This is a genomic window from Methanococcus maripaludis (genome assembly GCF_002945325.1).
GTDB classification, from domain to species: domain Archaea; phylum AGJL01; class Methanococci; order Methanococcales; family Methanococcaceae; genus Methanococcus; species Methanococcus maripaludis.
The window spans coordinates 809,187-833,158 of record NZ_CP026606.1 but is presented as its reverse complement, the minus strand read 5'-3'; the positions used below and the strand labels follow the sequence as shown (position 1 = coordinate 833,158).

Here is a 23,972-nt window from a genome sequence, read left to right as displayed (position 1 = left end):
ATAAAAATAAAAAAAGAGCAAAATTAACTTAATTATTTTAAATTACGATTTTTACAACATCTGAATTTTTCAATAATAAAAATTTTCGAAGTTGAATGGGTGCAATAATTTCTAAAGTTTTTTTAGAATGATCGGTCTTTTTTGGAGCAACAATCGCGCAATTTACAAAATTTTCGTGTTTATTGAATAGTTTTATTAAAATTACCTTTCCTCCAAAGTATTTTTTCCCATCAATTTCAAATCCGTCGAATTCTATAAGATTAAATTCATCTAAATTGAAATTATGCTTTAATTTTACGTTCAATGTTCCTTCATATGGCGTAAATCCAGTTAATTCTTTAAATTTATTTTTGTAAGGCGTTAATCCAACAAAAAACCTACCTTCTCCAAGTCCGCTTACAACCTGTCCAAAAATTTCCAAGAGTGTCACCGTCACTATATATAATTTGAAACCGTTAGTATTTATTCAAAAATATTATCTAACAATTTTATTTTATCGCATAAATATTTGGCACATTCGGGTGATTATTTGATTGGAATTATCGGCGGAACAGGAATTTCTTCAATATTAAACAAGGGCGAAGAAAGAATAATCGATACAAAATATGGAAAATCTAAAGTTTTAATTGACAAAGAAAGCGATGTAGTTTTATTATTTAGACACGGGGCTGAACACAATACGCCTCCTCATAAAATAAATTACCGTGCAAACATTTGCGCTTTAAAGACGCTTGGCGTTGAAAGAATAATGGCATTAAGTTCGGTTGGGTCCTTACGTGAAGATGTAGTTCCTGGAGACTTTTTAATTCCAAACGACTTTTTAGAATTTACAAAAGCAAGAAAAAGCACATTTTATGATGGTGACGATGGAAAAGTTGTTCACGTTGATGTAACTGAACCTTACTGCCCAGAATTAAAAGAAGTTACAAAAGAAATTCTTAAAAAAAGAAACTACAATTTCAAAGAAGGAGTTTACGTCTGCACAGAAGGTCCTAGATTTGAAACAAAAACAGAAATTCAAATTTATAAAAATTGGGGGCACGTTGTTGGAATGACGGCATATCCAGAAGTAGTTTTAGCAAGAGAAATGGAAATGTGCTACACTTCAATCTGTAATGTTTCAAATTATGCCGCAGGTATTTCTAAAAACGTTTTAACAGTTGATGAAGTTTTGGAAACCCTGAAAGAAATGGAAGACAAAATTTTAAACGTTGTTGACGACTTTATTAATTATGAATTTAAGGAAAGAACGTGTTTTTGTAAATCTGCACTCGAAAACGCGGTAATGTAAAAGGGATATTTATGAAAACTTTCGAGATTTCAGAAAGTAATCTCAAAAATTATGAAAAAGAGATAGAAACTGCAAAAAAAATGTTATTGGGCGGAAAAATTATTCTTTGCGGGACTGATACCCTTTACGGCCTTTCTACAAATGCATTAGATAATAAGGCAATTGAAAAAATCTATTCAATAAAAGAAAGGGATCCAAATAAGCCAATTTCGATAAGTCTCGGTGAAAAAGAGCAAATCGAAAATTACGTTTACGTTGACAAAATGGCAAAAAAAATAATTGAAAAGTTCATGCCTGGCCCAATTACAGTTATTTTAAAGAAAAAAGATATTATTCCTGATATTTTAGGAAAAGATGATGTAGGAGTTAGAATTCCTGATAACGACGTTATAAGAAAGATTGCAGTCGTTCCATTAACAACAACAAGTGCAAATATCAGCGGAAAAACTGCTCCATCATCGCTTGAGGAAGTTGATTCCATAATAAAAGAAAAAGTAGATTTAATAATCGATACAGGCCCATGTAAATACAAAGTGCAGTCTACGATTGTAAAAGTAATCGATGGAAAAATAGAATTAATAAGGGAAGGCAAAATCCCCTTTGAAGAGATTTTAAAAGCAGTAAAAGAATAATTTTTTCATCTTTTTTTTTAATTTTAAAATTTCAAGTTAAAATATAATAAAAAAATTAAAAAATCAGTTATATTATCTTTTTCCAAGTTCTTCGACCATTAAAAGGGCGCAGTAGTCTCCACAGACACTGCAAGCTTTTTCATCTTTTGAAGGAATTTCTTCTCTCATTTTTCTTGGTTTATCGCTGTCAAGCGCAATTTCAAACTGCCTTTCCCAGTCGTGCTTTATTCTTGCATCAGCCATTTCTTTTTCAAGTTTCCATGCGATTGAATGCCCTTTTGCAACATCTGCTGCTTGTGCGGCAATTTTTGATGCAATTAATCCTTCTTTTACATCTTCTTCTTTCATGAGCCTTACGTGTTCAGCGGGAGTCACATAACACAAGAAATTTGCCCCACTTATTGCTGCAAGGGTTCCTCCAATTGCTGCTGTGATGTGGTCATATCCTGGTGCTAAATCGGTTACGATTGGGCCTAAAACATAGAATGGCGCATTTTTACAGAGTGTTTTTTGAATTTTCATGTTTGCTTCAATGTTGTTGTACGGAACGTGTCCAGGTCCTTCAACCATTACCTGAACTCCTTTTTCTCTGCATTTGTCAACCAATTCTCCCAATGTAATTAATTCTTGAATCTGGGCCCTGTCTGTATTGTCCTGTAAGCATCCCGGTCTCATTCCATCTCCAAGGCTTAAAGTTACGTCATGCTCTTTTAAAAGTTCAAGCAAGTAATCGAATTCTTTGTAAAGTGGGTTTTCCTTATCGTGGTACATGATGTACGCGGTTAAAAATGCACCGCCTCTGCTTACAACGCCCATTTTCCTTGGATCGTTATTTAAAGCGCTGACAGTTTGTTTTGTAATTCCGCAGTGAAGGGTCATGAAGTCAACGCCTTCTTTTGCCTGCCTTTCAATTACGTTAAATATCAAATCCTCGTCCATATCGATGACTCTTCCATACTTTTCTTTTGCATCGACACCAACTTCATAGATTGGAACGGTTCCGATTGGAAGATTCGTGTTTTTAATAATCTCTTTTCTAATTTCTGGAAGATTTCCGCCGGTACTTAGATCCATAATCGCATCAGCACCGTATTTATTTGAAATTTCAACTTTTTTAAGTTCGCAAGCGATATCAATAAAATCTGGAGAAGTTCCAAGATTTACATTAACTTTAGTTCTTAAATTATCGCCAATTCCAACTGGTTTTGTGGTTCTGTTTACGTTTTTTGGAATTACGACGTATCCTTTCGCAATCAGGTTTTTGAGTGTTTCAACATCCATTCCTTCTTCTTTTGCTACGAATTTCATCTCTTCGGTAGTAATTCCGGATTTTGCGTCAGTCATCTGGGTCATAATATCACTTTTATAACTTTAATTAAATAGTATACAAGCATCTGTATTAGTATGTAGTGATTATTTAAATAAATATTCGAAGTGGTATTATGTGGGATTTAGAGACAGATAAAGTCTTAAACGAGATAAAAACAAAAAATGCGAGAAAAGTATTATTCCAAGCACCAGAAGGACTTAAAAGGGCAGTTGAAAAGGAAATAGAATTTTTAAAAACCAAAATAGATTCAGAACTCATGATATGGGGCGAAACATGTTTTGGAGCGTGTGATCTGTGCGATGAAGAAGTTAAAATTTTAGGAATAGATTTAATTATTCATTACGGGCACGAAGAACTTTCTTACGTTCATTCAGAAATTCCTGTGGTATTCGTTCACGCTTATTTTAAAGAAAACGAGTATTTTTTGAAAGACGTTGAAAATATCCTTGAAAAAATGGAAAATTCAACCGTTACGACAACAATTCAGTTTAAAAAAGCACTTTCAAAGTTTAATCCTGTCGTAATTTTGGGATGCCGGGCTCCGGTCGAAAATGCAGAAAACGTCCTTTTTGTTGGAACTGGAAGGTTTCACCCACTTATGATGGCTTATAAACTAAAAAAAACTGTTAGAATTTATAACCCAATTACTAGAGAAATTTCTGAAATAAGTGACCAAGAGATAAAAAAACTGATAAAATTGAGAATCGGGCGAGTTTCAAAGTTATTATTAAATCCTCCTAAAAAAATTGGTGTGGTTTTATCAACTAAAAAAGGACAGTGCAGATTAAAGTCGTTTGAAAACGTAATTGAACTTTTAAAGAAGAATAACATTGAATATATTCCAATAATTTTAAACAACGTATCTCAAAGCTATTTATTTTACAAAGTCGATGCATACGTTATCTGCGCATGTCCGAGAATTGTAATGGACGACTACCAAAATTACGAAAGCACGTTAATAACTCCAGAAGAGCTCAGAATGTACCTTTCAAACGATTTTGAGTACAAATTCGACGAAATTTTAGAGAATAATTTCTACTAAATTTTTTAATTTTAAATTTTTCAAAAAGGAAAAATATATATATTAGATCAGTATAGGTATAGATGCGAAGTAATGTGCTTCATTGGAGGGATTGCCAAGCCTGGTCAAAGGCGTCGGACTTAAGATCCGATCCGGTAGCGGTTCGAGGGTTCAAATCCCTTTCCCTCCACTTTTTGAAATAACGCACTCTTTTTTGGTTTCTTTCAAGACCGTGGGTTTTTAACAAGATTTAGCTTTTTTGCAGTATTTTACATCTAAAGGACCCGAAAAAGTTCCTCAAACTATATCGGATTTTTACCAATGGCACCGATTTTGATGGTTTTTCACTAGTCCGATATATCGATTTTCAAAAATCCTGAGTCCGATATATCAAGTCTATTTTTAAGAATTTAAAAACGGTTTTTACAGACTTATACACGATTTAACCGACAAATTATTTATATTTCAAATAAAAAACCTTTCATGTAGTATATTACTATCAATAACTACGTGAGGGGTTTTAAATGATTAGAATATGTCCAAAGTGTTTGAAGGCTGTGGTCCATTATGAAAAAGAATATTTGACTGGAAAGGTAAGGCCAGTTTTTGTTGATACTGAAAACAAATGCTGTGGATATCTGCAGACTGAGTCAGTATTTAATAATGCAAAATGTTCGAAGTTGCAGATCTTGAAAACTCAAGCTGGAAAAATATCAAAACAGCTAAACTTATCTGAAGAGTTGAAATATGAATTCTTTGAAAACCTGAAACGCTTTAAAAGAACTCATAATGAGTGGAAAGATTATCGAGTACTTGAAGAGGCATTAAACAGTGGGCTATCGACATTAAACATAACGCTTCAGAACGAACAAGCTATTCTTAAAAAGAAAGTTAAAATATAATTATATTACTTTTTATCCTGGAATTCTTTGATAATCATGCATTTTGAATCAGTATACCATTTTGGAATTGCAGTATTGAAATAATCATAATCAATAAGCGCTTTTGCAGCCTGTTCTGTCATGATGTTAATCTGTTCTTCGCCAAATGGAATTGCCCAAGGCAGTGAAGAGATTGTATTGACGGATATGTAGAGGGCAAGTAACTGGAAAAACTTTTCGGGAATATTTCCATTAAAGTAACCATCTAGTTTACCCACTGCAAATGGCTTACTTACTTCTACATCCCATATAATTCGGTTAAATTCTTCATATGGATCTCCAAAATCATAACGATTGAAGTCAATAATTGCAATATCGTCGTTATTTGTCAAAATCATATTTCCAACATGGTAATCTCCATGTTGCAGTGTTGATCTAATATCCTTTAATAAATGCCTATTGCGATTTATATATTCAATAAATACCTCCCCATTTTCATATTTTAATGGGCATTCTAAATATGCTTTAATTTTCATGCCTATCTTTTTATTAAATCTTTTTTCCCATGAATCCAGGTTTGAAGAGATATTTAACGAATGGATTTTTTTAAGTATTTTTCCAGATTTTATTCCAAGGTTGTACTGTTCCATTGTATTCTTTTTTAGAATGGCTGTTTCTAAGTCTTCGCCTTCAACCCAAGTAAGCAGCATGTATACCCCAGATTCACAAATTCCAAAATCAACTGGTTTTGACATTTCAAAGTCTAATTTGCTAAGTTCAAGTAGTATATCGTATTCTTTCTGTTTTCTTTCGTAGAATTTAATATCTGATATTCTAAGCAGGAGATTTTCTTTATTCTTCGTGATAATATGGTATTTTTTATCTTCCGACCACCCCTTATTCACTTCTTCAATGATATCCCATGATTCGTTTCCATTAATCCCTTTAAACATATATTAACCCCATTTTAAGCTAGACGATTAAATCACATTTAAAATTAAGATAGTATTGTTGGCTATTGGATAAAAAATTTAAGAAATGTATCCCTGAATTATGGCTTGATTCCAGAAGATCTTTCAAAAAAATTTGAAAAATTTTTCAATTTAATTTATGACTGGTACCCGTTTTTTAATCTATTTTTTTTACCCTAAATTCACTATTTTACAATTATATTATAGATTTGTCATTGAAAGCCTTAAAAGAGCAATAATTTGTATATGTTTTTATTTTTCCATTTTCTTAGTAAAAAAGAATTTATCGGTATAAAAAATAATTATTAATTGATTATACCAAAATATATCTTTTTTAAATTATTTTCATTTTTCAATTTTATTTGTTAACCAGTATCAAAACCCTAGGTTTTTGGCAATATGGGTCCAAGGCCATATTTGATTATGGATAACTAACAGAGAATTTAACCAAATGTCAACAATATCCCTTATTTTCTTAATAATTACATTATAATTCAAATTAATCTTTTATATCTGGTTTAATAGATAATATACCATGTAATTAAAGATAAAATTATATTATAACTATTTTTACATAGTGAATAATAAATTTAATTTAAGGGTGAGGATTATTTTAGATAAAATACGTAAAACAATTGAAAATAATAATGAAAGTGGGAAAAATACACTAGATAATGATAAAATAACGTTAGAGTTAGGCAAACTTAATAATAAAGTTGATGGAATTAGTAAAGAAGTAAAAGGGCATTCTAAAACCTTTAAAGAACTAGAAGAAGGGCTCCCAGAATACTTGGAAAATACAAATAACAATACAGAAAAAATCCTGGAACATGATGCAACATTAGAAAAGATATTGAAATATATCGAACAGGAAAATAAAACCAAAGAAGAAAGGGAATTGAAAATTAAGGAATTAGAAAACAGAATTAATGATTTAGAAAAAATAAATAATAACTGGAACGTTATGAAAACTTGGACCGAAAAAATAAATGCCAAAATAAATGAAAACGATAAAAAGAGTTCTGAAAAAATTAAATTAATGGAAAGTAAATTTAACGGAATTGAAAAGTATATTAATACAGAACGGTATAAAAAAACAATTAAACGAGAAACAGATAATGAACAAGTATTATCTATCTTAAAGAATGGCCGATCACAACCAAAAGACCTTGTAAAGAATTTTAAAGGCGGTACAAAAGCATTATATGATACATTAAAACGCCTGGAAAAAAGTAGTGCAATCATTAGGAAAAAGGATGGAAAACAGGTATTTTATGAATTAAAAGAGAAATAACTAAATTTGTTTCAGGGAGTAGCATATTTTTTAATCAGGCCCTTTTCGCTCAACTAGCGGAAAATTATATAATCTTATTTAACATTATATAATATTAAATAAGGTGAAAACATGGCTGTAAAATCATTCAATGTTGATGAAGAAGTATATTCAAAATTTTCAAAACACTGTAAAGATCGTGGAATGAGCATGAGTAAACAGGTTGAGTTTTTCATGCGTTCAATAGTTGAAGAAGAGCCCGAACTAAGGCAGGAATATATCGAAAAGATTGAAAGAATCTGCAAAGGTAAATTTATAAAAGTAAACAACTTTTCAGAGGAGTTTGGATTAAATGACTTATAATATTGAGATTTCAGAAGACGCTTATAAGGCATTTAAAAAACTTCAGAAGAAAAATAAAAAACAGCTTGAAATCATAAATAAAAAGATTAAAGAAATAATGGAAAACCCTAACCATTATAAACCACTTAGAAACGATATGAAAGGAATTCGAAGAGTCCATATCGATAAATCATTTGTTTTAACTTATAAAATAGACGGAAATACTATAATAATTATTGATTTCGATCATCATGACAAGATATATCTAATAAATTTGATTTTGGAAAGTTTTGAATAAGTTTAATTTCCTGGTTTAAGATCCTGAAAAAATAGGTCCCTTTTGAAGTTAGAAAAACCATAAAATTTAAAAATATTCTTACTTTGATTTTATAACGGGTTTTATAACCGAAAATTCTATTAAAATTACAATTTTTTCAAGATTTTAAAAAAGTTAGAAAAACAGGTGTGTTTCATAAAAAACCCTTTAAAAATCAGTCCAAAAAACCAAAAAATAATCATAATTGTACTTTGATTTTTAAACTGAGTTTTTGTCCCAATATATGCTTAAAAATATAATTTTTTTATGGTCCATAATAAAGTCCAAAAAATAGGTGTTTTTTAAACAACTTACTATGGTTTTTAAATCATGAATTACAACGTAATATCATAATTTTCAATAATTTCGAGGGGGATTTTCTTGGATTTAAAAGATAATTTTATACTAAAATGGTTTAAATGGTTTTTTAACGTTAGATCAGATTCTAAAAACGTAGATAAATCAAAATTAATCAATTTAGAACACGAAAGAAATTCTAAAAGACAGTTTAGATAAAAAGTGTAAATTAAATCAAACAGTTTAAAAAAGAATTATTTCTTATTTTCAATCATTTTTCTGTAAGTTTCAGCGTTATAAATCACAATACATGGAACACCGTCAATTTTATCATATTTTAACTCGATTTCTTCAGGATTATTTCCAATTAATTCGAGATGATCTCTTTCAGAGATTCCAAATACAACGGATTTTGATTTACCGTAATTTTGAAGATTTTTTTTAACCATGTTTTGATCGCCCGTTAATGTTATTTGTCGTACTATTAATTTATTTGTTACCGTATGCTATAAATATCTTAGTATGTACTAAATACTTAAAGACTAAAATAAACAACTTAATTTATTTGTGAGATGATGAATGAACGCGAGTCAAAAGCCAAAGAAAACCTTGAAAAATTCTACTACACAGCATTAGGGATTCCTGAAATCATGATTGATAGGGAAAAGTCAGAATGGGGAGAATATATTGAAAAAAAGGTTCATATTATTGATTATGAAATCCTTGAATCGAGATATTATAAAGACAAGCACGGAAAACCAAACTACTACGCGGTTTTAACATTAAAAGAAGCTCCTGGAAAATACTTTCACGCAGGAAAAGCAGTCGTTGATAAATTAGGATTATTTGACGAAGGGGGACTGCACGAAGACTTTCGGGTCGCTTCAGGGGTTCCAGCAATATTTTCGATAAGCGAGTTTGAAATTCCAGATGAAGAAAAAACGGTCCAATATGTAACAGTCAAGCTCTTTCCAAAAGACCAATAAATTCTTTTTTTCCATTTATCCGCAATTTTTATATATTATTTTACCAGATACTTATCGTATAAAATATTTATCTGGTGAGGTTCATGTTGGATCAAGAGAGACACATAAGTTTAAACGATATTTTGAGAAGTCAGTTAATTTCTGCGATAGACTCGGTTTCACATTTTGAAGATTTAGGGGTTTTTGAATCTGGAAAAATTCACTCCAATTTAAGCTTTGACGTATCATCCGGTTTTGACGGGATTTTAATTAAAAAGTGTTTGAAAGTATCAGCTCAGGAAATAGTTCCTGGAAGTTTTGATTTAGCTGATGATAGTTATAAAATTCTTCAGATTTTAGAAGCTCGTAAAATTCCTGAAAGTTTAGTTTTATTTGAAATTAAAAGAGGAAATCATGTTTATTATGTAAATGAGCTTGATTTTTACTATGTTATTAAAAATAAAATGTTTTAACTATTCTTTTTTTAATTTGGTTTAATTCAAAATCATAAATTTAATATTTATGTTGGGTCTATTTTAATGTAATTATATTTTAAGATTTTAATTGGGGGCGAAACATTGTTAGAATTGAAAGAAATACATATTAAGAATTTTAGAAGCATAAAAGATCAAATAATTAGAATTCCTACATCGGATAATAAATATACAATGTTTTTTGGAGTAAATGGTTCAGGAAAAAGTAATATTCTTAAATCGATTTCAGTTTTTGATAAACCAAAGACTTTGAATTATGTAAAAGATTGTAACATGGAAGCACAGGAAAACAATGAAAATATAATGTTTACCTATAAGTTTTGGCTTAATTCCGATGATCGTATCAATATTTTAACTAAAATTAGTTCTATTATTCCAAAAAATTTAGCAAGTGCTATTTCAATATCTGGGGTAAATGTAATATTGGTAAAAAAGCCGGATAATTCTGAAACGGCTGTAACATATAATTTATTGACTACGTATCCTGATTTATCGGATTATAGGATTAATCCAACTAGTAATAATCACATAATAAACAAAAATGATGTTCCCGCAGAAAATTCTCCAAATTATATATCCATATCAAAAGAAAAAATAAGTCAACTGGTTCAAAATGCCGTTTTAGAAGATTTAAAAAAAGCAATACCTAAATTTATATTTTGGGAATCTTCTGAAAAATATTTGATAGGCCAACCAATAAATTTGGTTAATTTTAAACAAAACCCGAATATATCTGTACCTTTGAAAAATATCTTTTATTTAGCAGGCTACGAAAAAAATATGAATTCCATATTGGATCAAATAATGAATAAGGAAAGTGCTCGGGATAATTATGAATCCAAATTATCAGATGTAGCTACGGCACACATACAACAATTATGGCCTGAACATAAAATCAAAATAAAAGTTAGATTGGAAAGTACGACCTGTACTGTTTTGACATATGATGAAGACACACCATATAGAAAAATGGAAATGACTGAAAGAAGTGATGGTTTTAAGCAGTTTATGTCGATTTTACTGAATCTTTCAGTACAAAATAAAATTGAATCATTGAAAAATAACGTAATAATAATTGATGAACCGGAAGTACATTTGCACCCTAGTGGCGTCGAATACTTAAGAGACGAACTTTTGAATATTTCCAAAAATAACGTGGTATTTTTATCAACCCATTCCATATTTATGGTTAAAAAAGATTTAAAAAATCACCTTATTGTATCTAAAAAAAATGGAAATACAATTATTGAAGAAATCGACGTGAATTTCCCAATAAAAGAAGAAGTAATATACCGAGCCTTAGGAACTTCTTTAAAAAATATATTGGGCAATAATATCCTTGTATTTGAGGGCCCCAATGACAGAAAACTCTATGAAACCTTTGTAAAACAGGTATTTGACCAAAAAATTATTAACGAGGTTAGATGTACTGATGCAGGAGGGACTCCTGAAGTATTAAAATGGGTTAAATTTTTTAATACAGATATAGTTCCAGGTTTTGTAGTGTTAGATTCAGATACTGCCGGAAGACGGGTTATTGAAGATGTTAAGGAACAAAATCCCGAATTTATGGACAATATTTTTGAAATTTTGGATTTAGTTAAATTAAAAAAGAATGTTGCAACTACTGAAGATTTATTTCCAACCGATATTTTAGATAATGCCGGATCCGAGATATGGGGTGATGGGTTTAAAACACCTGTAGATATGCCAGTTTTAGAATATGCAAAACGGTTTAAAACAGAGAAGAAATCCGGTTCAACAGACGATTTTAATGAATACAAGAAAAAAATAAATGAACTAGTTATTGAAGATCTAAAAGAAATTAATGACAAAAAGAAAATATTGGAAAAATACGAAGTTTATAATAACTTTATTCAGGAATTACACAATAAATTAGACATATAAAGTTAATTTTTAATTTATCAGTATTTACTATCTTTTTTAAATTTTTTGAATAATAACTTTAATATTTATGTTGAGTCTATTTTAATGTAATTATATTTTAAAGGGGACGGGATATTATTGGACAAAAAATCTAATTTAAAATTTAAACTTAAGTCATTATACGAAAAACTCAAAAAAATAGATATTTTCGGAATTTACGTTTTAATCGTATTTTTCTTAATTTTTATTATATGTGTATTGTTTGCATACTTTGAATCAATGCCCTGGATGAATGGATTGGATGGCTTCACAAAGGTATTTTATTTACTTTGGTTAATGCTTGGGATTGTTATTTATTTTATGTTTCAAAATGAATACTTAAAAAATTTCCAAAAGGAAGCTGGACAATTAATAATGTCTTCCGGAGCATTATTGTTCATTTGGGCCGTTTTCGGATCTCAATTTTTAAATTTGGGGTACTGGGGGAGTATTGCTGACTGGTTTTCTGGAATTGGGGTGGTTACACTAACTGCGTATCTGGTTTATGAAACAATTAATCAGAGAAAAGAAATGGAACGACAGAGAAAATTACAACAACGCCCAAAATTAGCCCCATTAAATAATTATTTTGAAATAAGGTGTGTGCCGGGCAATACTGATAAGAAATATGAGTTAACGTGGAAAAAACGAGAAAATAAACTTAGTCTGAGTTCTGATAATTTAATCTGCGGAAATATACGGATTCCTTATTTCGAAATTTATAATCTGGGGACGGGATTTTCAAAAAATATTAAATTAATATTTGATGTAAATTATAACACTGCTACAGACCGCATTAAAGTTAAAAATGATTTAAACGTAGAATATACCCCAGGAGATAATAATTCTGGTTATTTACGGGTAGAATCGGATATTAATGGATATTTAAGTAGTTCATCAGTTCAAACCAAAATTAGGCGTAATTATGAGGTTTTGCCACCCTATGATAAAAAATATCTAATAATTCCACTACCTGACGAAATTTTAAGGATATATGAGGGAGTAATTATCACAGAATCGGCCATAAGTTATCCAATAAATGACCCGTGGTATAAATTAACCATAAAATACGAAGACATTAATGGAGAAGATTATTCTGAAGAATATTTTATGACAATTATACATGCAGGTAGGTATTATGACGAAGAAAAAGCAATATTGGGAAGTTTATCATTGGAATTTACTGAAATAGAGCAATATGCTGAAAAAATAAAAGAAGAATTTGAAGATCTTCAATTTATTTAATGGGGGTTCTTTCCATGCACATATTTGAAAAATATAAATTTTTTTTAAAAATCCCTTATTTTACCATGTTATTATTTTTTATTTGCATGGCAGTATTTTTTATCAAAATAAATCCCGAACTTCAGTACTACAACAGTGCAGACCTGTGGATTAAAAATTCCGAGTTTTACAGAAATTATGCCTTTTTTCCTTCAGAATTATTTCAAAAACCCTGGCAAATCATAACATCAATCTTTTTACACCGTGATATGGATCATTTAAAATATAACATGCTGTATTTGATTATTTTTGGATATATTGTAGAATATAAACTAAATCTTAAAACATATTTATTTTTATTAATGTCCATATGGCTGATTCCATTAATCTCATTCACTGCATACTGGATTATTAATGAAAAACCGATAAATTATTCCGGAATAGGTATTTCAGGAGTTGTTTATGGATTTATGTATATTTCTTATTATTTTATGGGTAATTTTGTATTTAATAAGACTAAGTTTTCAAAAAGTAATGGATTTTGGTCAAGCTTTATGTTTGCATTGTTTTTTTCAGTTCTAACTTTTCTGATCGATTTTTCAGTATCAAATTGTGGAGGAGGAATGGTTCACTTTTCCGGAATTGCGGTTTCTGCATTTTTTTGTTATCATAATTATTATAAAAAAGAAATAATAGTTTAAAATTTATTTTTCAAGCTTCGAAATTAAATAATTTGACAGTGTTGAACACGTAACAAGCATATATCGGGCTTCAGCTTCATAACTTCCAGTATCTCCTTTTTTACCATGTCTAATTCCACCTTTATCATCAGAAGTCCAGCTGTAAAGTTTTTTAATTCCAAGTTCGAAGTCTTCATGCAATCCCAATTGTGGAAGTAACCTACCCAAAGTTCCTTTTTCATTATTTAATCTAATTTTAGCTAGGGATTCAAGAGCACTAATGGATTCTTTTATTGAATTTTCATAATCTGGCTTTTCTTTGTTCGAATAAAGTTCTAAAGCCTTTTTTAGGTGGTCTCCGACAAATTTATATTTTTCAGGAGGGTTTAAAGCAGTTTTAATTTCGTTTATTTCTTCCGTATTTGTTATCGGAACTATGTTATTTTCGATAAGTCGATAGGAAGCTCTTTCTTTTTCCATTAATGTATTAAAAAGAACTGAATATCGTTTTAATCTTTCTTTGAGATATTTTTCAAACGGATATTCTAAATAAGCAAGTCCCCTGGAGTCTTGTTTTTGAACAAATCCTTTATTTAGATAATAAGCCCATTTTTCATTTTGTGTCCATATTGAGGATTCATGGATGTGATATGTTAATTTTTTATCTTTTTCGAGATATTTTATATTATCAAAACAGAATTCAACAAGGTCATAAACTTCAAACCATTTTAAACTTCGGTATTTTGGTTTAATGACATTTGTAATCGGATTATCCATATACCATTCATCAGTAAGATCGTATTTTAGAAATTCATCACATACTACTTTTAAAAAATCCGAAGTCTGGTATTTTAAAAAATTTTCATGAATAAAATTCCAAATTCTGGTTTTAAGACTTTCAGGCATACATTCATAAAATAAGTCTTCATTCAGCTCTTTGTAGCCGTTTCGTTGTGAAAAGCTAGGCAAATTCCCACCCCACTATTTAATCAAAATCATAAATTTAATATTTAAGTTGGGGCTATTTTAATGTAATTATATTTTAAATGTGAATGGGGTTTTTAAGTTTGATAAATTCTTTCGTGAATTATATGGATATGTTTAAAGTATATTCGCTCTTTTTAATCGCAATGTTTCTTATTGTTAAATATTGGCGCAATAAAGAGAATATTGATCCCAAAATAAAGCCATATATCAAATATATTAAAGAACAATGCCCAAAACTGAAAAAAATTTTAGGTTTATCTTCCTTAATTTCATTTTTAATTTATTTTTATCTGCCTGTATCTGCAGATATTTCAAGCAATAATATTGAAAATCTTTTTAAAACAGCAAGTTCGGGAATATCAATATTGGGTGCATTTATTGTCGCGTTTTCAGTTGCAACAATAAATTCAACTTCGAATAATTATTCAACCCGTATTTTAGACCTATTTATGAATAAAAGTTTTTTTAAAGCTTATTTATTTTTAATAATTTTATCTTTAGGGTTTAGTTCAATTATCGGGGCATTTCTACCTTCAACTAATTTATTAAGTTCTTTTATAGTATTCTTTGGATTAATGGTGCTCGTTTCTAACTTTATTGCTTTATTTTTTTATATCGATGAAATTATAAAGTTTATGAAACCCGAAAATACTGTAAAAAATGTATTGGATGAAATTAAATTTGAAGATACCAAAGAATATCTTTCAAAGATTAAATTGGGATTTTTTGGAAAAAATGAAAACCATTTTTCAAAATATCCCCTACAATATTTAGATCTTTTATTCAGAAAAACTGCAGATAGTCGAGATAAGGAGGTTTTTAAATATTTACTTGAAGAAACTCATAAAAAATTTGAAGATTTTGAAAGTAAATTATATGTTGAATACTCAAAAACAAATGATTTACAAACTTATGTAAAGTTACCTTGTTATTTTGCTACTTTTTATTATGGCCTTTTAAAAAATCCAAATATCAACCATAATGAAGACTATACTCGTGATATAATTAAAAATATGCACTTAATTAGTGATATTGTCAAAAAAAGAGATATAAACTGGAGTATCAATGACGGAATCGATGTTAGACAATTTCTTGATAAGTATAGGACTATAGTATATTTATCCAAAAAACAAATTTTTGAGGAATTTCAAAGACGTAGGTTACTATTCATTTACCGAGAAATGATATTAATTGCAGTAAATGCATTAAAATCTCCAAAATTTTTAGAAACAACTTTTGGATCAGCATTATCTGTTGAAATAGAGGAGATATTAAAGGGGATTATTGATTCAGATCTCGGAAAGGATTATTTTCTTAACGTATTGTTTGTACTTAGCCAATGCAACTACGATTTATTTATAAATAAAATACACGACACTGACGATTTTTTTAATTTTTCGTCTTATTTGTTATTTAAAAAAATTAAAGAACTCTATGGTAGTGATGGTTTCGATTTTAATGATCATTTGGTAGTTGAAAACAGTGTAATTTATTTCTTAATGGAGTATTTATTTTCGGAAAAAGACAATTTTTCAGAGAATTTAAATTATTTGCTTGAATTATACAAATTAGGGGATAATGACGTAACAAATCCGCATAACGGAGTAAATTTTGAGTTAGATCAAATCAGAAAAAACAAATTTTTGAATATTGCAGGAACCCATAAAAAAACACAATTAACTTCAGAACAATACGATAAATTCTTAAAATTATATGATGAATTCCAAAAAAAGACTTATGAGATGCGCGTGAACAAAAAAAAGGAAGATGAACCAGATGTTATTATCATAACCGATCAAATGTATTCTTTTCAACTTAAATAAGTTCTATTTCAAAAATTCTGTATATACAAAATCCCCAGTTCAATTATTCTGTATATACAAAATAAATTATTCATACAAAACATACTAAAAAATAATACTAAGTCCTATTTTTTACCCATTTCTTTAAATTATTTCATGGCACATAAAATAAGATTTTTTAAAATTAGATGGTACACGAAATTATCTAATATGGCCCCAAATATTCTAAATAGTTAAGTGGATAAGATTACTTTTTTCAAAAAACCGCTGGTTTAGTATTTAAATAAAAATATGATTAAAAAATAAACTTAATGGATTTTTTTAATTAATGGGAGTTTCATGTACCGTCCATAAAATAATCTTGAGTAATATTCTTTAAAGAGGTTTATTTTTAAAAAAGTATTATTCTTTAACGATTTGGTATACTATTTTCTGATCTGCTTTTAACTCTTCAAAAGCTGATTCTAATTCATAAAAGGTTTATCGCCCTTTCTTTTCAAATTCAAAATCGATTAGTTAATATATTTTAAATTCAACCATATAATTATATCGAAATTTAGGGGGCGAATAGGTTGATTCTTTTAAATTTAGTTAAAAATTTGATTAGGTCTAAAAAAGGAGAATTACACCCGATTTTGGGAATATTAATGGGGTTTGCTCTGATTTTTTTATCATTATTTACCTTAAAATTTATAAAAGTAGCATCGAATGATCCTGATGGTGCAATTGATATGCTTTTTAATGGAATAAATCGTATTTTGGATATTTTGTAAGATATTATGGAAAACTTAAACGAAATTTTAGAAAAATTTGATTTTAGAAGTATGTCAAAAGGCCAACTTTCTTTTTTCGTAGGTTCGGGCATCTCTTATGATTCAGGCCTTCCTTCAGTTAACGAGTTTATCAAAGAGATACTATTAAAAATGGTTAATCAAGAAGATGCTGAAAGAATACTAAAAAAAGACATAGCGTTTGAAGTTTACATGGAATTTTTAAATAATGAATCGGCTGAGCTTTTGAAAGTTTATGACTGTGGAATTCCAAATTCAAATCATGTTTTAATGGCAAAATTAGCAAAACAGGGTTTTCTAGGATCCATATATACTACAAATTTTGATGAACTAATAGAAAAAGCCATGATCGATGAAGGAATGGTCGAAAATAGGGATTATAAAGTATATAGAACTGAAAAAGATCTGGAAAATTCTTTAAATGACGAAAATATTTTGAAAATTTACAAAATTCACGGCTGCATTTCTAACGTAGATTCATTAAAACACACGATAAAAAACGTTGCAAACCAGAATAATTTAGAAATACGTGCAAAAGTCTTGGAAGACATGTTATACAATGATGATAGTTTGATTTTTATGGGTTACAGTTTTTCTGATTTTTATGACATAAACCCAATTTTTAAAAAATGTAGTAATCTAGAAAAGAAAATAGCCGTTGTAAACCATTCTAAATCAGACGTTTCTAAAAAAGAATTTTTAAAGAGTTATGATTTTCATGAAGTTTTTATGGATACCAATGAATTTGTAAAAACAATTTGGGAATTATATTCCGAGAATATCGGAGGATATACCGATTTAAGTTTCAAAAATAATGAGTGGAAAATCAAAATAAAAATATGGTCAAAAAATGTTGAAAGTAGGCTTAAAAACTATGTTATTTCTCAATTTTTGAGAAATGTTGGTGAATGGGATTTAAGTGAGAATTACAGTTTAAAAGCACTTTTTTCTGAAAATATTATAGAACGTCTTTGTGCCTTGGAATTTTATGCACAAAAAAATCTAAAAATTGGAAAGCATACCCAAGTAGAAAAAATCTGCTTAGGTGCCTTAGATCATATTAAACTACTAATCAATGAGTTAAAAAGTCAAAATACTGACAAAGAAGTTTTAAAACATATATACGCATTTCAACTGCCGTTTTACATTACCATTTCAACATCCTATTTGGAAACTAAGAGATATATTGAAGCTAAACCAATATTGGATAAAGCATTGGTTGTTGCAAAAAATATGAACAATAATTCAGAATACTGTATTTTACCAAATTATTCAGAGTACTTTTTCCGTATTGGTTATTATTGCCATGCTTTGACCATAAATTTTAAGTTAGAATCCTATTATCGAAATTCTGGTGAGTTATACGCATATATTCAGACCCTTCGCCATGTTTATGAATGTTACTCCAAATTAGGACTAGAACATATGGGTTTGAAATATTTAATGGATGCTAAAAATTCTTTAGTGGAATTAAAAGATCCTCGAACATTGATTTTGGAAGCGTATATTAACGCATTGCTTTTAAAATCAGATTTATATTTCCCTGCAGATATTAATTGTGATGAAAAAGATCCATATGCAAAACAGCTCCTTTTTAGAAATTTAATGTTTTTTAAAAGAGATATTTTAAAAAATAAATTATTAAAATAAGCTCGTTTTTCCCTACAACAATTCAAAAAATACGTTTTTCAACAGATCCAGTTTTGAATTACTCCACAGAATAAACTAAACTTTTTTAAAATTCAGTATATACAAAATCCTTTTTTCAATTATTCTGTATATACAAAATAAATTATTCATACAAAACATGCTAAAAAATAATACTAAATCCTATTTTTGCAAGAATTACTTAAACGATTTTGTATATACAAAATCAGATTATTAGATAATTCTGTATATGCGAAATAAAATAAATAAAAAGAAAAAAGGCTGTTTTTGATAATGACTTTTGATTACATTTTAAGTTTAATATATAAATGAAAACAGGTTAAGAAAAAAGAAACCTTGAACTTTTTTTAAACTAAAAATGATTTTGTATAGCTCTACAAAATAGTTATTAGTATTATTTCTTTAAAGAGGTTTATTTTTAATAAAGTATTATTCTGTTATATTGTACTTGGTTTCCACTTCTTTTTCAAGTTCGTAAAACTTTAATGATTCCTTTCCAAGATCTGTAATCGAATAAAATGTTTTTGAAAGTTTAGCAGTTCCTTCTTCCCTTTTTGAAACCATTTTAAAATCATATAATTCCTGCAACGTCCGATTAATACTTCCTTTGTGTGCTTCAGGGATATTATTACATATTTCCGCAAAATAAAGTTCCTCAACACTATTTAATAGATATAATATTTCTTTAACGTGCTTTTTATTAATCATTTTTAAAATCACATTATCGCCCAATTAAGCATTTTCATATAAATTAATTATGAAATCATACTGATTAATAACTTACTGGATTTTTAAAAATAAATAAAAGGTACCCTTAATTAAAATCCTTGGAATTAGTGGTACCTCAAATTATTTAATGGCCCAATTAATTATTGGTTTTGGCAATCTAAAAACATTACATTAATCTACAAATATAGATTTTATTTATATTCAATTTTAAATCATGAAAAAAAGATTAAGTATAATTTTTTATCTATTTGGATTTGAGGTGCCTACCTAAAATAAAATTGAGTATTATTTTTTAAAAGAGTTTATTTTTTAGAATAATATTACAACTCATTCTGATTCAAATGATTATTTTTTTATTAATTTTTCAATTATTTTGTATATACAAAATAAATTATTCATACAAAACATGCTAAAAAATAATACCAAATCCTATTTTTGCAAGAATTACTTAAACGATTTCGTATATACAAAATCAGATTATTAGATAATTCTGTATATACGAAATAAAATAAATAAAAAGAAAAAAGACTGTTTTTGATAATGACTTTTGATTACATTTTAGGTTTAATATATAAATGAAAACAGGTTAAGAAAAAAGAAACCTTGAACTTTTTTTAAACTAAAAATGATTTCGTAAGTACTTACAAAATAAATGTTAATAATATTTTTTTAAAGAGGTTTATTTTTAGCTTCGTAATATCTATGCTCCAAAACTTCGAGCTGGTCGATGATTTTCGATACTTCTTTTCCGAAATCTGTTAGTTTATAATACGATTTTGATATTTTAGGAGAATAATTTTCTTCCCGTTTTTCAACTATTCCTTCATCGTAGAGTTCCTGCAAAATTCGGTTAATGCTGTTTTTATGGCCTTCAACGTATTTACAAATGCCCCCAAAGTGTAATTCATCGTTTTTTTCAAGAGATTTTATTATTTCAGAAGCGTGTGTTTTTGCAATCAGTTTTAATAACATAGTATCCTCTGACCATTATTTTGCTAATATGGTCAATTTTGTATATTTAACTATATTTTGTAATGACAACTATTTTAGTTATATCCGCAAATTTGCGTAAATTATTTATAATAATTAAGTTAAGTTATTATTGTCCACAATATTGTGGATATGTGTACAACTGGTGAGGTGAAATTATTCAACATCCGAATGATGAAGACGTTCTGATCAAGTACGAAGCAGTAGTCAAGAAACAAGGTGGCGGTGGAAGAATACACCCCAATCCGTTTTCAGATCTTGTGGATCATAAGGTCATTGTTTACATTTTAAAAGAAAAAACTGAAGAAGACCCTCCAAGAGTAGCATTACAACTCAAAGATCAGTTAAAATTTAAAAAAGAGGGGTAATACGCATGGAGCGGTATTATGGCGAGAAATCGAGAACTGGGGCCATATAAAGTATTTACCATGAAAATGGAAAAATCCGACGAAAAATGTCTACTTAAAATCATAGAACACTCGGAAGAATACAAAAACTACGCGGATTTCTTCCGGGGCCAGATTCGGAAAGTATTCGAAAATTTAACACTTTTTGCAGAAAATGAACTTCTAAAATTTCAATTAAAGCAAAAAGATCGAGAAATTGAAACTTTAATTAAAACCAAAAATCTCGAACTCGAAGAAAAGGACCGGATAATTGAAGAACTTCAAACGAGGCTTTTGGAAAGAACGATCGTTCCAGAAAGCTCGGAAAATTGCAGAAAAGGACACCTGAAGAACTTTAACCGGATTTTAGAACTATTGTTTACAGATGACTGGGAAAATACTCCTGAACGTGTTAAAATATCATTAAGACCTAAAATCACGGAAAAAATCTTCCAGCTTATTGAATTGTTGAATAAGGCTTTAAAAAAGCTTGAAAATGAAGAAATTAATCCAAAAGGTGGTCAGAATAGAAGTCAAGAAGAAAACCTGGAGGAAGCCGAGATCAGCACTTCCGACATTTATTGCAAAAGTAGCTGAACACGGCAATTCTGCAAATATTGAACCAAAACTACCTAAAGAATACATCGGCAAGACCGTTTTAATAACCATAATTGAAGAAGACGAAGAATTAACTAAACAATTGTTAAAAGAGGTTGAATAATATGATAAAATTAGAAACTGAAGAAATAAGAAATACTTTTAAACTTTTACTCGTTTTTGTAGACACTGATTTATGGGAAACTAGCCAGGATGATTTCAAAGATGCATTTAGACCGGGAATTATCAGTGCATGCGACGATGTAAAAGCACTGATGGATCGAATCATTAAAAAAGTCGAAACAGAAGGTCCAGAACCTCAAAAAGATGTTAAACAGTGAGGGGGTTTTAATTTGGATGACAAAATAAAATCAAAGTTAATGTCAAGGTTAGTTCCGTATTTTAAGGAAGTTCACCTCGATGATATAATATCTGAAACCAAAAGAGTGGTAGTTGATTTAAAAAACGTTCATGATTATGGTTTCTTTGAATTTTTAGATTATCTGGAAGAAAACCCCTATTCAGCACTGGAACTCTTAAATGAAGCTTATGCGGATGCTTATTTTTCATACAAAATGGCTGATGCAGACTGCACCGTTACTGTAAAAAATCTTCCAGAATCATTGAATAGAAATTCTAACGGAAAACCAATGACTATCGAGGACATTAAGGGGGAAAATTATGGAAAACTCGTTGAAGTTGAAGGAATAGTTGTAATGGCAACTAAAATCAAGTTGGCCCTAAAAGAAGCAGTTTATGTCTGTGCATCATGCGGCCAGAAGAAAAAAGTGACAATTGAAAGGCCTTTTGAAATGCACATGGGGCCCCAGTGTCCAAAGTGTTCTCAAAATATGTTGCTGCTGGATGAAGAATCAAAATATGTAGATTACCAGGAACTAAAAATTCAGCAGCCGTTGGATTTAATGGATGATCCCGAAGATCCTCCAAAATTCATAAGTGTATTACTCGAATACACGCCCGGAATCTACTGCGGACGGATCAAAGTCACGGGAATTCCAATAAAAAACCAGAAAAATAAGAAAATCCCGCTTCATGACATTTTAATCGGAGGATACAATTGCGAACCAGTAACCGAAAAACTGGATGTATCATTCACTGAAAATGAAATTAAACAGTTTGAAAGTCTCGCAAAAAACAAAGACGTTTTAAACATTCTTTCGGGAAGAATTGCACCACAAATCAAAGGAAACGAGATAATAAAGCAATCTATTCTCTTACAGCAGGTCAGAGGTGTTAAAAAAGGAAAAAAACGAGCAGACAGCCATATTTTATTAATAACGGATCCTGGAACTGGAAAAAGTGATATTTTAAGATTCATTGCTGGAGTTCCAGGTTGTGTTTACAGCTCGATTTCAACTGCTTCAGGAGTTGGGTTGACAGCTGGTGTGGTCCAGGAAAAAACTGAAATTGGAGACAGTACTTGGGTCATAAAACCAGGAGTATTAGTAAAAGCAAACGGCGGTACTGCATGTCTTGATGAATTAACCGTTGAAAGAAGTGTTTTATCATATATTCTAGAAGCAATGGAGTCTCAGACAATACATGTCAGTAAAGGCGGACTTAATACAAAACTTCCAGCAGGATGTTCAATTTTAGCCGCTTGTAATCCAAAATATGGAAGATATGACAAAAATATCCCTGTAATTGAACAGATCAATATTCCAGCTCCACTATTAAGCAGATTTGATCTGATATTCCCAATAAAAGACACTCCGAATAGAAAAAGAGACAGCGAAATTGCAAACCATATTTTAGATACGCATATTGCATACATGGATGACTCAAAAAACAAAGAAATCGGTTTATTTTACGAAATAATTGACGAAATAAAAATAGATTTTGATTTTTTCTGCAAATACATTGCATATGCAAGGCAAAAAACCCCTAAATTTACAAAAGAGTCTAAACAGGTAATTCACGACTTTTATCTTGATTTAAGAAAATCTTCTGTTCAAATCACCGCAAGACAGCTCGAAGCACTTGTGAGGCTCTCAGAAGCTCATGCTAAACTTAAATTAAAAGATCTAGTTGAAGAGGAAGACGCTAAATTTGCAATTTATCTGATGACTGAGTCCTTAAAAGAAGTTGCATACGACCAAAAAACTAAGTCTTTTGACATTGATCGACTCTTTGGAAATTCAAAGGTTGAAAGAAACGAATTAAATGTTGTTTATGATATTATACGGCTCCAATGTGAAAATAGTGAGCACAATCTAGCTAAAAAAATTTCAATTATCAAAAGAGCGCTCGAATACGATATTTCAGACGGTAAAGCTGTAAAACTAATTGATAAATTGATTGGATTTGGAGATATCGAAGAAATAAGCGCTGGAACCTATCGAATGAAGGGTGTTTAAC

At 29.5% G+C, this 23,972-nt stretch carries 27 protein-coding genes and 1 tRNA gene; 21 read left to right on the top strand and 7 right to left on the bottom strand.

Features of this window, described 5'->3' with window-relative positions; all coding sequences use genetic code 11:
- Window positions 1-37 precede the first annotated feature (37 nt).
- Window positions 38-421 carry a CTP-dependent riboflavin kinase gene (ribK, locus tag MMJJ_RS04470; RefSeq protein WP_104837858.1) on the bottom strand — a complete coding sequence of 128 codons (384 nt, stop codon included), beginning with the start codon at window positions 419-421 and terminating at the stop codon, window positions 38-40.
- A 108-nt stretch (window positions 422-529) separates the two neighbouring features.
- Between ribK and MMJJ_RS04465 the strand changes: the two genes are divergently transcribed.
- Window positions 530-1,291 carry an MTAP family purine nucleoside phosphorylase gene (locus tag MMJJ_RS04465; RefSeq protein ID WP_104837857.1) on the top strand — a complete coding sequence of 254 codons (762 nt, stop codon included), beginning with the start codon at window positions 530-532 and terminating at the stop codon, window positions 1,289-1,291.
- 11 nt (window positions 1,292-1,302) lie between these two features.
- Window positions 1,303-1,923, top strand: coding sequence for an L-threonylcarbamoyladenylate synthase (locus tag MMJJ_RS04460; RefSeq protein WP_104837856.1), 621 nt, complete (start codon window positions 1,303-1,305; stop codon window positions 1,921-1,923).
- Between the two features lie 72 nt (window positions 1,924-1,995).
- Here MMJJ_RS04460 and thiC read toward each other — a convergent pair whose 3' ends face one another.
- Window positions 1,996-3,276 (bottom strand): phosphomethylpyrimidine synthase, encoded by a 1,281-nt coding sequence (gene thiC / locus MMJJ_RS04455; RefSeq protein WP_104837855.1) that lies wholly within the window; start codon window positions 3,274-3,276, stop codon window positions 1,996-1,998.
- An 89-nt stretch (window positions 3,277-3,365) separates the two neighbouring features.
- Between thiC and dph2 the strand changes: the two genes are divergently transcribed.
- The 3 genes from dph2 to MMJJ_RS04440 all read left to right on the top strand — a co-directional run bounded on the left by dph2 (window position 3,366) and on the right by MMJJ_RS04440 (window position 5,176).
- The gene (dph2, locus tag MMJJ_RS04450; protein WP_104837854.1) at window positions 3,366-4,295 is read left to right on the top strand and encodes a diphthamide biosynthesis enzyme Dph2; all 930 of its coding nucleotides are present in this window, start codon (window positions 3,366-3,368) and stop codon (window positions 4,293-4,295) included.
- A gap of 84 nt (window positions 4,296-4,379) precedes the next feature.
- Window positions 4,380-4,464, top strand: a tRNA-Leu gene (locus tag MMJJ_RS04445).
- Window positions 4,465-4,798: 334 nt separating this feature from the next.
- Entirely contained in the window at window positions 4,799-5,176 is a 378-nt protein-coding gene (locus MMJJ_RS04440) for a hypothetical protein (RefSeq protein ID WP_012193241.1), read from the top strand.
- 5 nt (window positions 5,177-5,181) lie between these two features.
- Here the strand turns inward: MMJJ_RS04440 and MMJJ_RS04435 are convergent, their stop codons facing one another.
- Complete coding sequence (locus MMJJ_RS04435) at window positions 5,182-6,108, bottom strand: aminoglycoside phosphotransferase family protein (protein ID WP_104837853.1); 927 nt, start codon at window positions 6,106-6,108, stop codon at window positions 5,182-5,184.
- Between the two features lie 595 nt (window positions 6,109-6,703).
- Here MMJJ_RS04435 and MMJJ_RS04430 point away from each other — a divergent pair.
- The 4 genes from MMJJ_RS04430 (at window position 6,704) to MMJJ_RS09500 (ending at window position 8,573) form a co-directional block, all read left to right on the top strand.
- A complete protein-coding gene (locus MMJJ_RS04430) occupies window positions 6,704-7,420 on the top strand; it encodes a purine NTPase (protein WP_244901570.1) in 717 nt (238 codons plus the stop codon).
- A gap of 111 nt (window positions 7,421-7,531) precedes the next feature.
- Window positions 7,532-7,762: a hypothetical protein gene (locus MMJJ_RS04425; protein ID WP_012193240.1), complete on the top strand. Its 231-nt coding sequence runs from the start codon at window positions 7,532-7,534 to the stop codon at window positions 7,760-7,762.
- Window positions 7,752-8,039 (top strand): type II toxin-antitoxin system mRNA interferase toxin, RelE/StbE family, encoded by a 288-nt coding sequence (locus MMJJ_RS04420; protein ID WP_104837851.1) that lies wholly within the window; start codon window positions 7,752-7,754, stop codon window positions 8,037-8,039. The genes MMJJ_RS04425 and MMJJ_RS04420 overlap by 11 nt, the downstream gene beginning before the upstream one ends.
- 399 nt (window positions 8,040-8,438) lie before the next feature.
- A complete protein-coding gene (locus MMJJ_RS09500; protein ID WP_276329395.1) occupies window positions 8,439-8,573 on the top strand; it encodes a hypothetical protein in 135 nt (44 codons plus the stop codon).
- Between the two features lie 35 nt (window positions 8,574-8,608).
- On the opposite strand, the gene MMJJ_RS04415 is transcribed toward MMJJ_RS09500, so the two are convergent.
- Complete coding sequence (locus tag MMJJ_RS04415) at window positions 8,609-8,803, bottom strand: hypothetical protein (protein WP_011868883.1); 195 nt, start codon at window positions 8,801-8,803, stop codon at window positions 8,609-8,611.
- Window positions 8,804-8,929: 126 nt separating this feature from the next.
- Here MMJJ_RS04415 and MMJJ_RS04410 point away from each other — a divergent pair, with 126 nt between their 5' ends.
- From MMJJ_RS04410 to MMJJ_RS09450, 5 genes are all read left to right on the top strand, one after another.
- A complete protein-coding gene (locus MMJJ_RS04410; protein WP_011868882.1) occupies window positions 8,930-9,340 on the top strand; it encodes a hypothetical protein in 411 nt (136 codons plus the stop codon).
- 83 nt (window positions 9,341-9,423) lie between these two features.
- Entirely contained in the window at window positions 9,424-9,792 is a 369-nt protein-coding gene (locus tag MMJJ_RS04405) for a hypothetical protein (RefSeq protein ID WP_104837850.1), read from the top strand.
- A gap of 105 nt (window positions 9,793-9,897) precedes the next feature.
- Entirely contained in the window at window positions 9,898-11,721 is a 1,824-nt protein-coding gene (locus tag MMJJ_RS04400; RefSeq protein WP_158658971.1) for an AAA family ATPase, read from the top strand.
- Window positions 11,722-11,838: 117 nt separating this feature from the next.
- Entirely contained in the window at window positions 11,839-12,984 is a 1,146-nt protein-coding gene (locus MMJJ_RS04395; protein WP_104837848.1) for a hypothetical protein, read from the top strand.
- Between the two features lie 248 nt (window positions 12,985-13,232).
- Window positions 13,233-13,664, top strand: coding sequence for a rhomboid family intramembrane serine protease (locus tag MMJJ_RS09450; RefSeq protein WP_244901569.1), 432 nt, complete (start codon window positions 13,233-13,235; stop codon window positions 13,662-13,664).
- Between the two features lie 3 nt (window positions 13,665-13,667).
- Here the strand turns inward: MMJJ_RS09450 and MMJJ_RS04385 are convergent, their stop codons facing one another.
- Entirely contained in the window at window positions 13,668-14,612 is a 945-nt protein-coding gene (locus MMJJ_RS04385; RefSeq protein WP_104837846.1) for an AbiJ-NTD4 domain-containing protein, read from the bottom strand.
- 122 nt (window positions 14,613-14,734) lie between these two features.
- Here MMJJ_RS04385 and MMJJ_RS04380 point away from each other — a divergent pair, with 122 nt between their 5' ends.
- From MMJJ_RS04380 to MMJJ_RS04370, 3 genes are all read left to right on the top strand, one after another.
- Window positions 14,735-16,453 (top strand): DUF2254 family protein, encoded by a 1,719-nt coding sequence (locus MMJJ_RS04380; protein WP_104837845.1) that lies wholly within the window; start codon window positions 14,735-14,737, stop codon window positions 16,451-16,453.
- A 551-nt stretch (window positions 16,454-17,004) separates the two neighbouring features.
- Complete coding sequence (locus tag MMJJ_RS04375; protein WP_104837844.1) at window positions 17,005-17,205, top strand: hypothetical protein; 201 nt, start codon at window positions 17,005-17,007, stop codon at window positions 17,203-17,205.
- 6 nt (window positions 17,206-17,211) lie between these two features.
- A complete protein-coding gene (locus MMJJ_RS04370; RefSeq protein WP_104837843.1) occupies window positions 17,212-18,873 on the top strand; it encodes an SIR2 family protein in 1,662 nt (553 codons plus the stop codon).
- Between the two features lie 447 nt (window positions 18,874-19,320).
- Here MMJJ_RS04370 and MMJJ_RS04365 read toward each other — a convergent pair whose 3' ends face one another.
- Together MMJJ_RS04365 and MMJJ_RS04360 are read right to left on the bottom strand one after the other, a co-directional pair.
- Window positions 19,321-19,599, bottom strand: a complete 279-nt coding sequence (locus MMJJ_RS04365) for a helix-turn-helix transcriptional regulator (protein WP_211286628.1) — start codon at window positions 19,597-19,599, stop codon at window positions 19,321-19,323.
- Window positions 19,600-20,289: 690 nt separating this feature from the next.
- Complete coding sequence (locus MMJJ_RS04360) at window positions 20,290-20,592, bottom strand: winged helix-turn-helix transcriptional regulator (protein WP_012192937.1); 303 nt, start codon at window positions 20,590-20,592, stop codon at window positions 20,290-20,292.
- Between the two features lie 404 nt (window positions 20,593-20,996).
- Here MMJJ_RS04360 and MMJJ_RS04350 point away from each other — a divergent pair, with 404 nt between their 5' ends.
- The 4 genes from MMJJ_RS04350 to MMJJ_RS04335 are packed head-to-tail and all read left to right on the top strand — an operon-like array spanning window position 20,997 to window position 23,971.
- Window positions 20,997-21,593, top strand: a complete 597-nt coding sequence (locus MMJJ_RS04350) for a hypothetical protein (RefSeq protein WP_244901568.1) — start codon at window positions 20,997-20,999, stop codon at window positions 21,591-21,593.
- Window positions 21,493-21,717 (top strand): DUF2080 family transposase-associated protein, encoded by a 225-nt coding sequence (locus MMJJ_RS04345; RefSeq protein ID WP_104837841.1) that lies wholly within the window; start codon window positions 21,493-21,495, stop codon window positions 21,715-21,717. Before MMJJ_RS04350 ends, MMJJ_RS04345 begins: the two co-directional genes overlap by 101 nt.
- Before the next feature lies 1 nt (window position 21,718).
- The gene (locus MMJJ_RS04340) at window positions 21,719-21,934 is read left to right on the top strand and encodes a hypothetical protein (RefSeq protein ID WP_104837840.1); all 216 of its coding nucleotides are present in this window, start codon (window positions 21,719-21,721) and stop codon (window positions 21,932-21,934) included.
- A 12-nt stretch (window positions 21,935-21,946) separates the two neighbouring features.
- Complete coding sequence (locus MMJJ_RS04335; protein WP_104837839.1) at window positions 21,947-23,971, top strand: ATP-binding protein; 2,025 nt, start codon at window positions 21,947-21,949, stop codon at window positions 23,969-23,971.
- Window position 23,972: the final 1 nt, after the last annotated feature.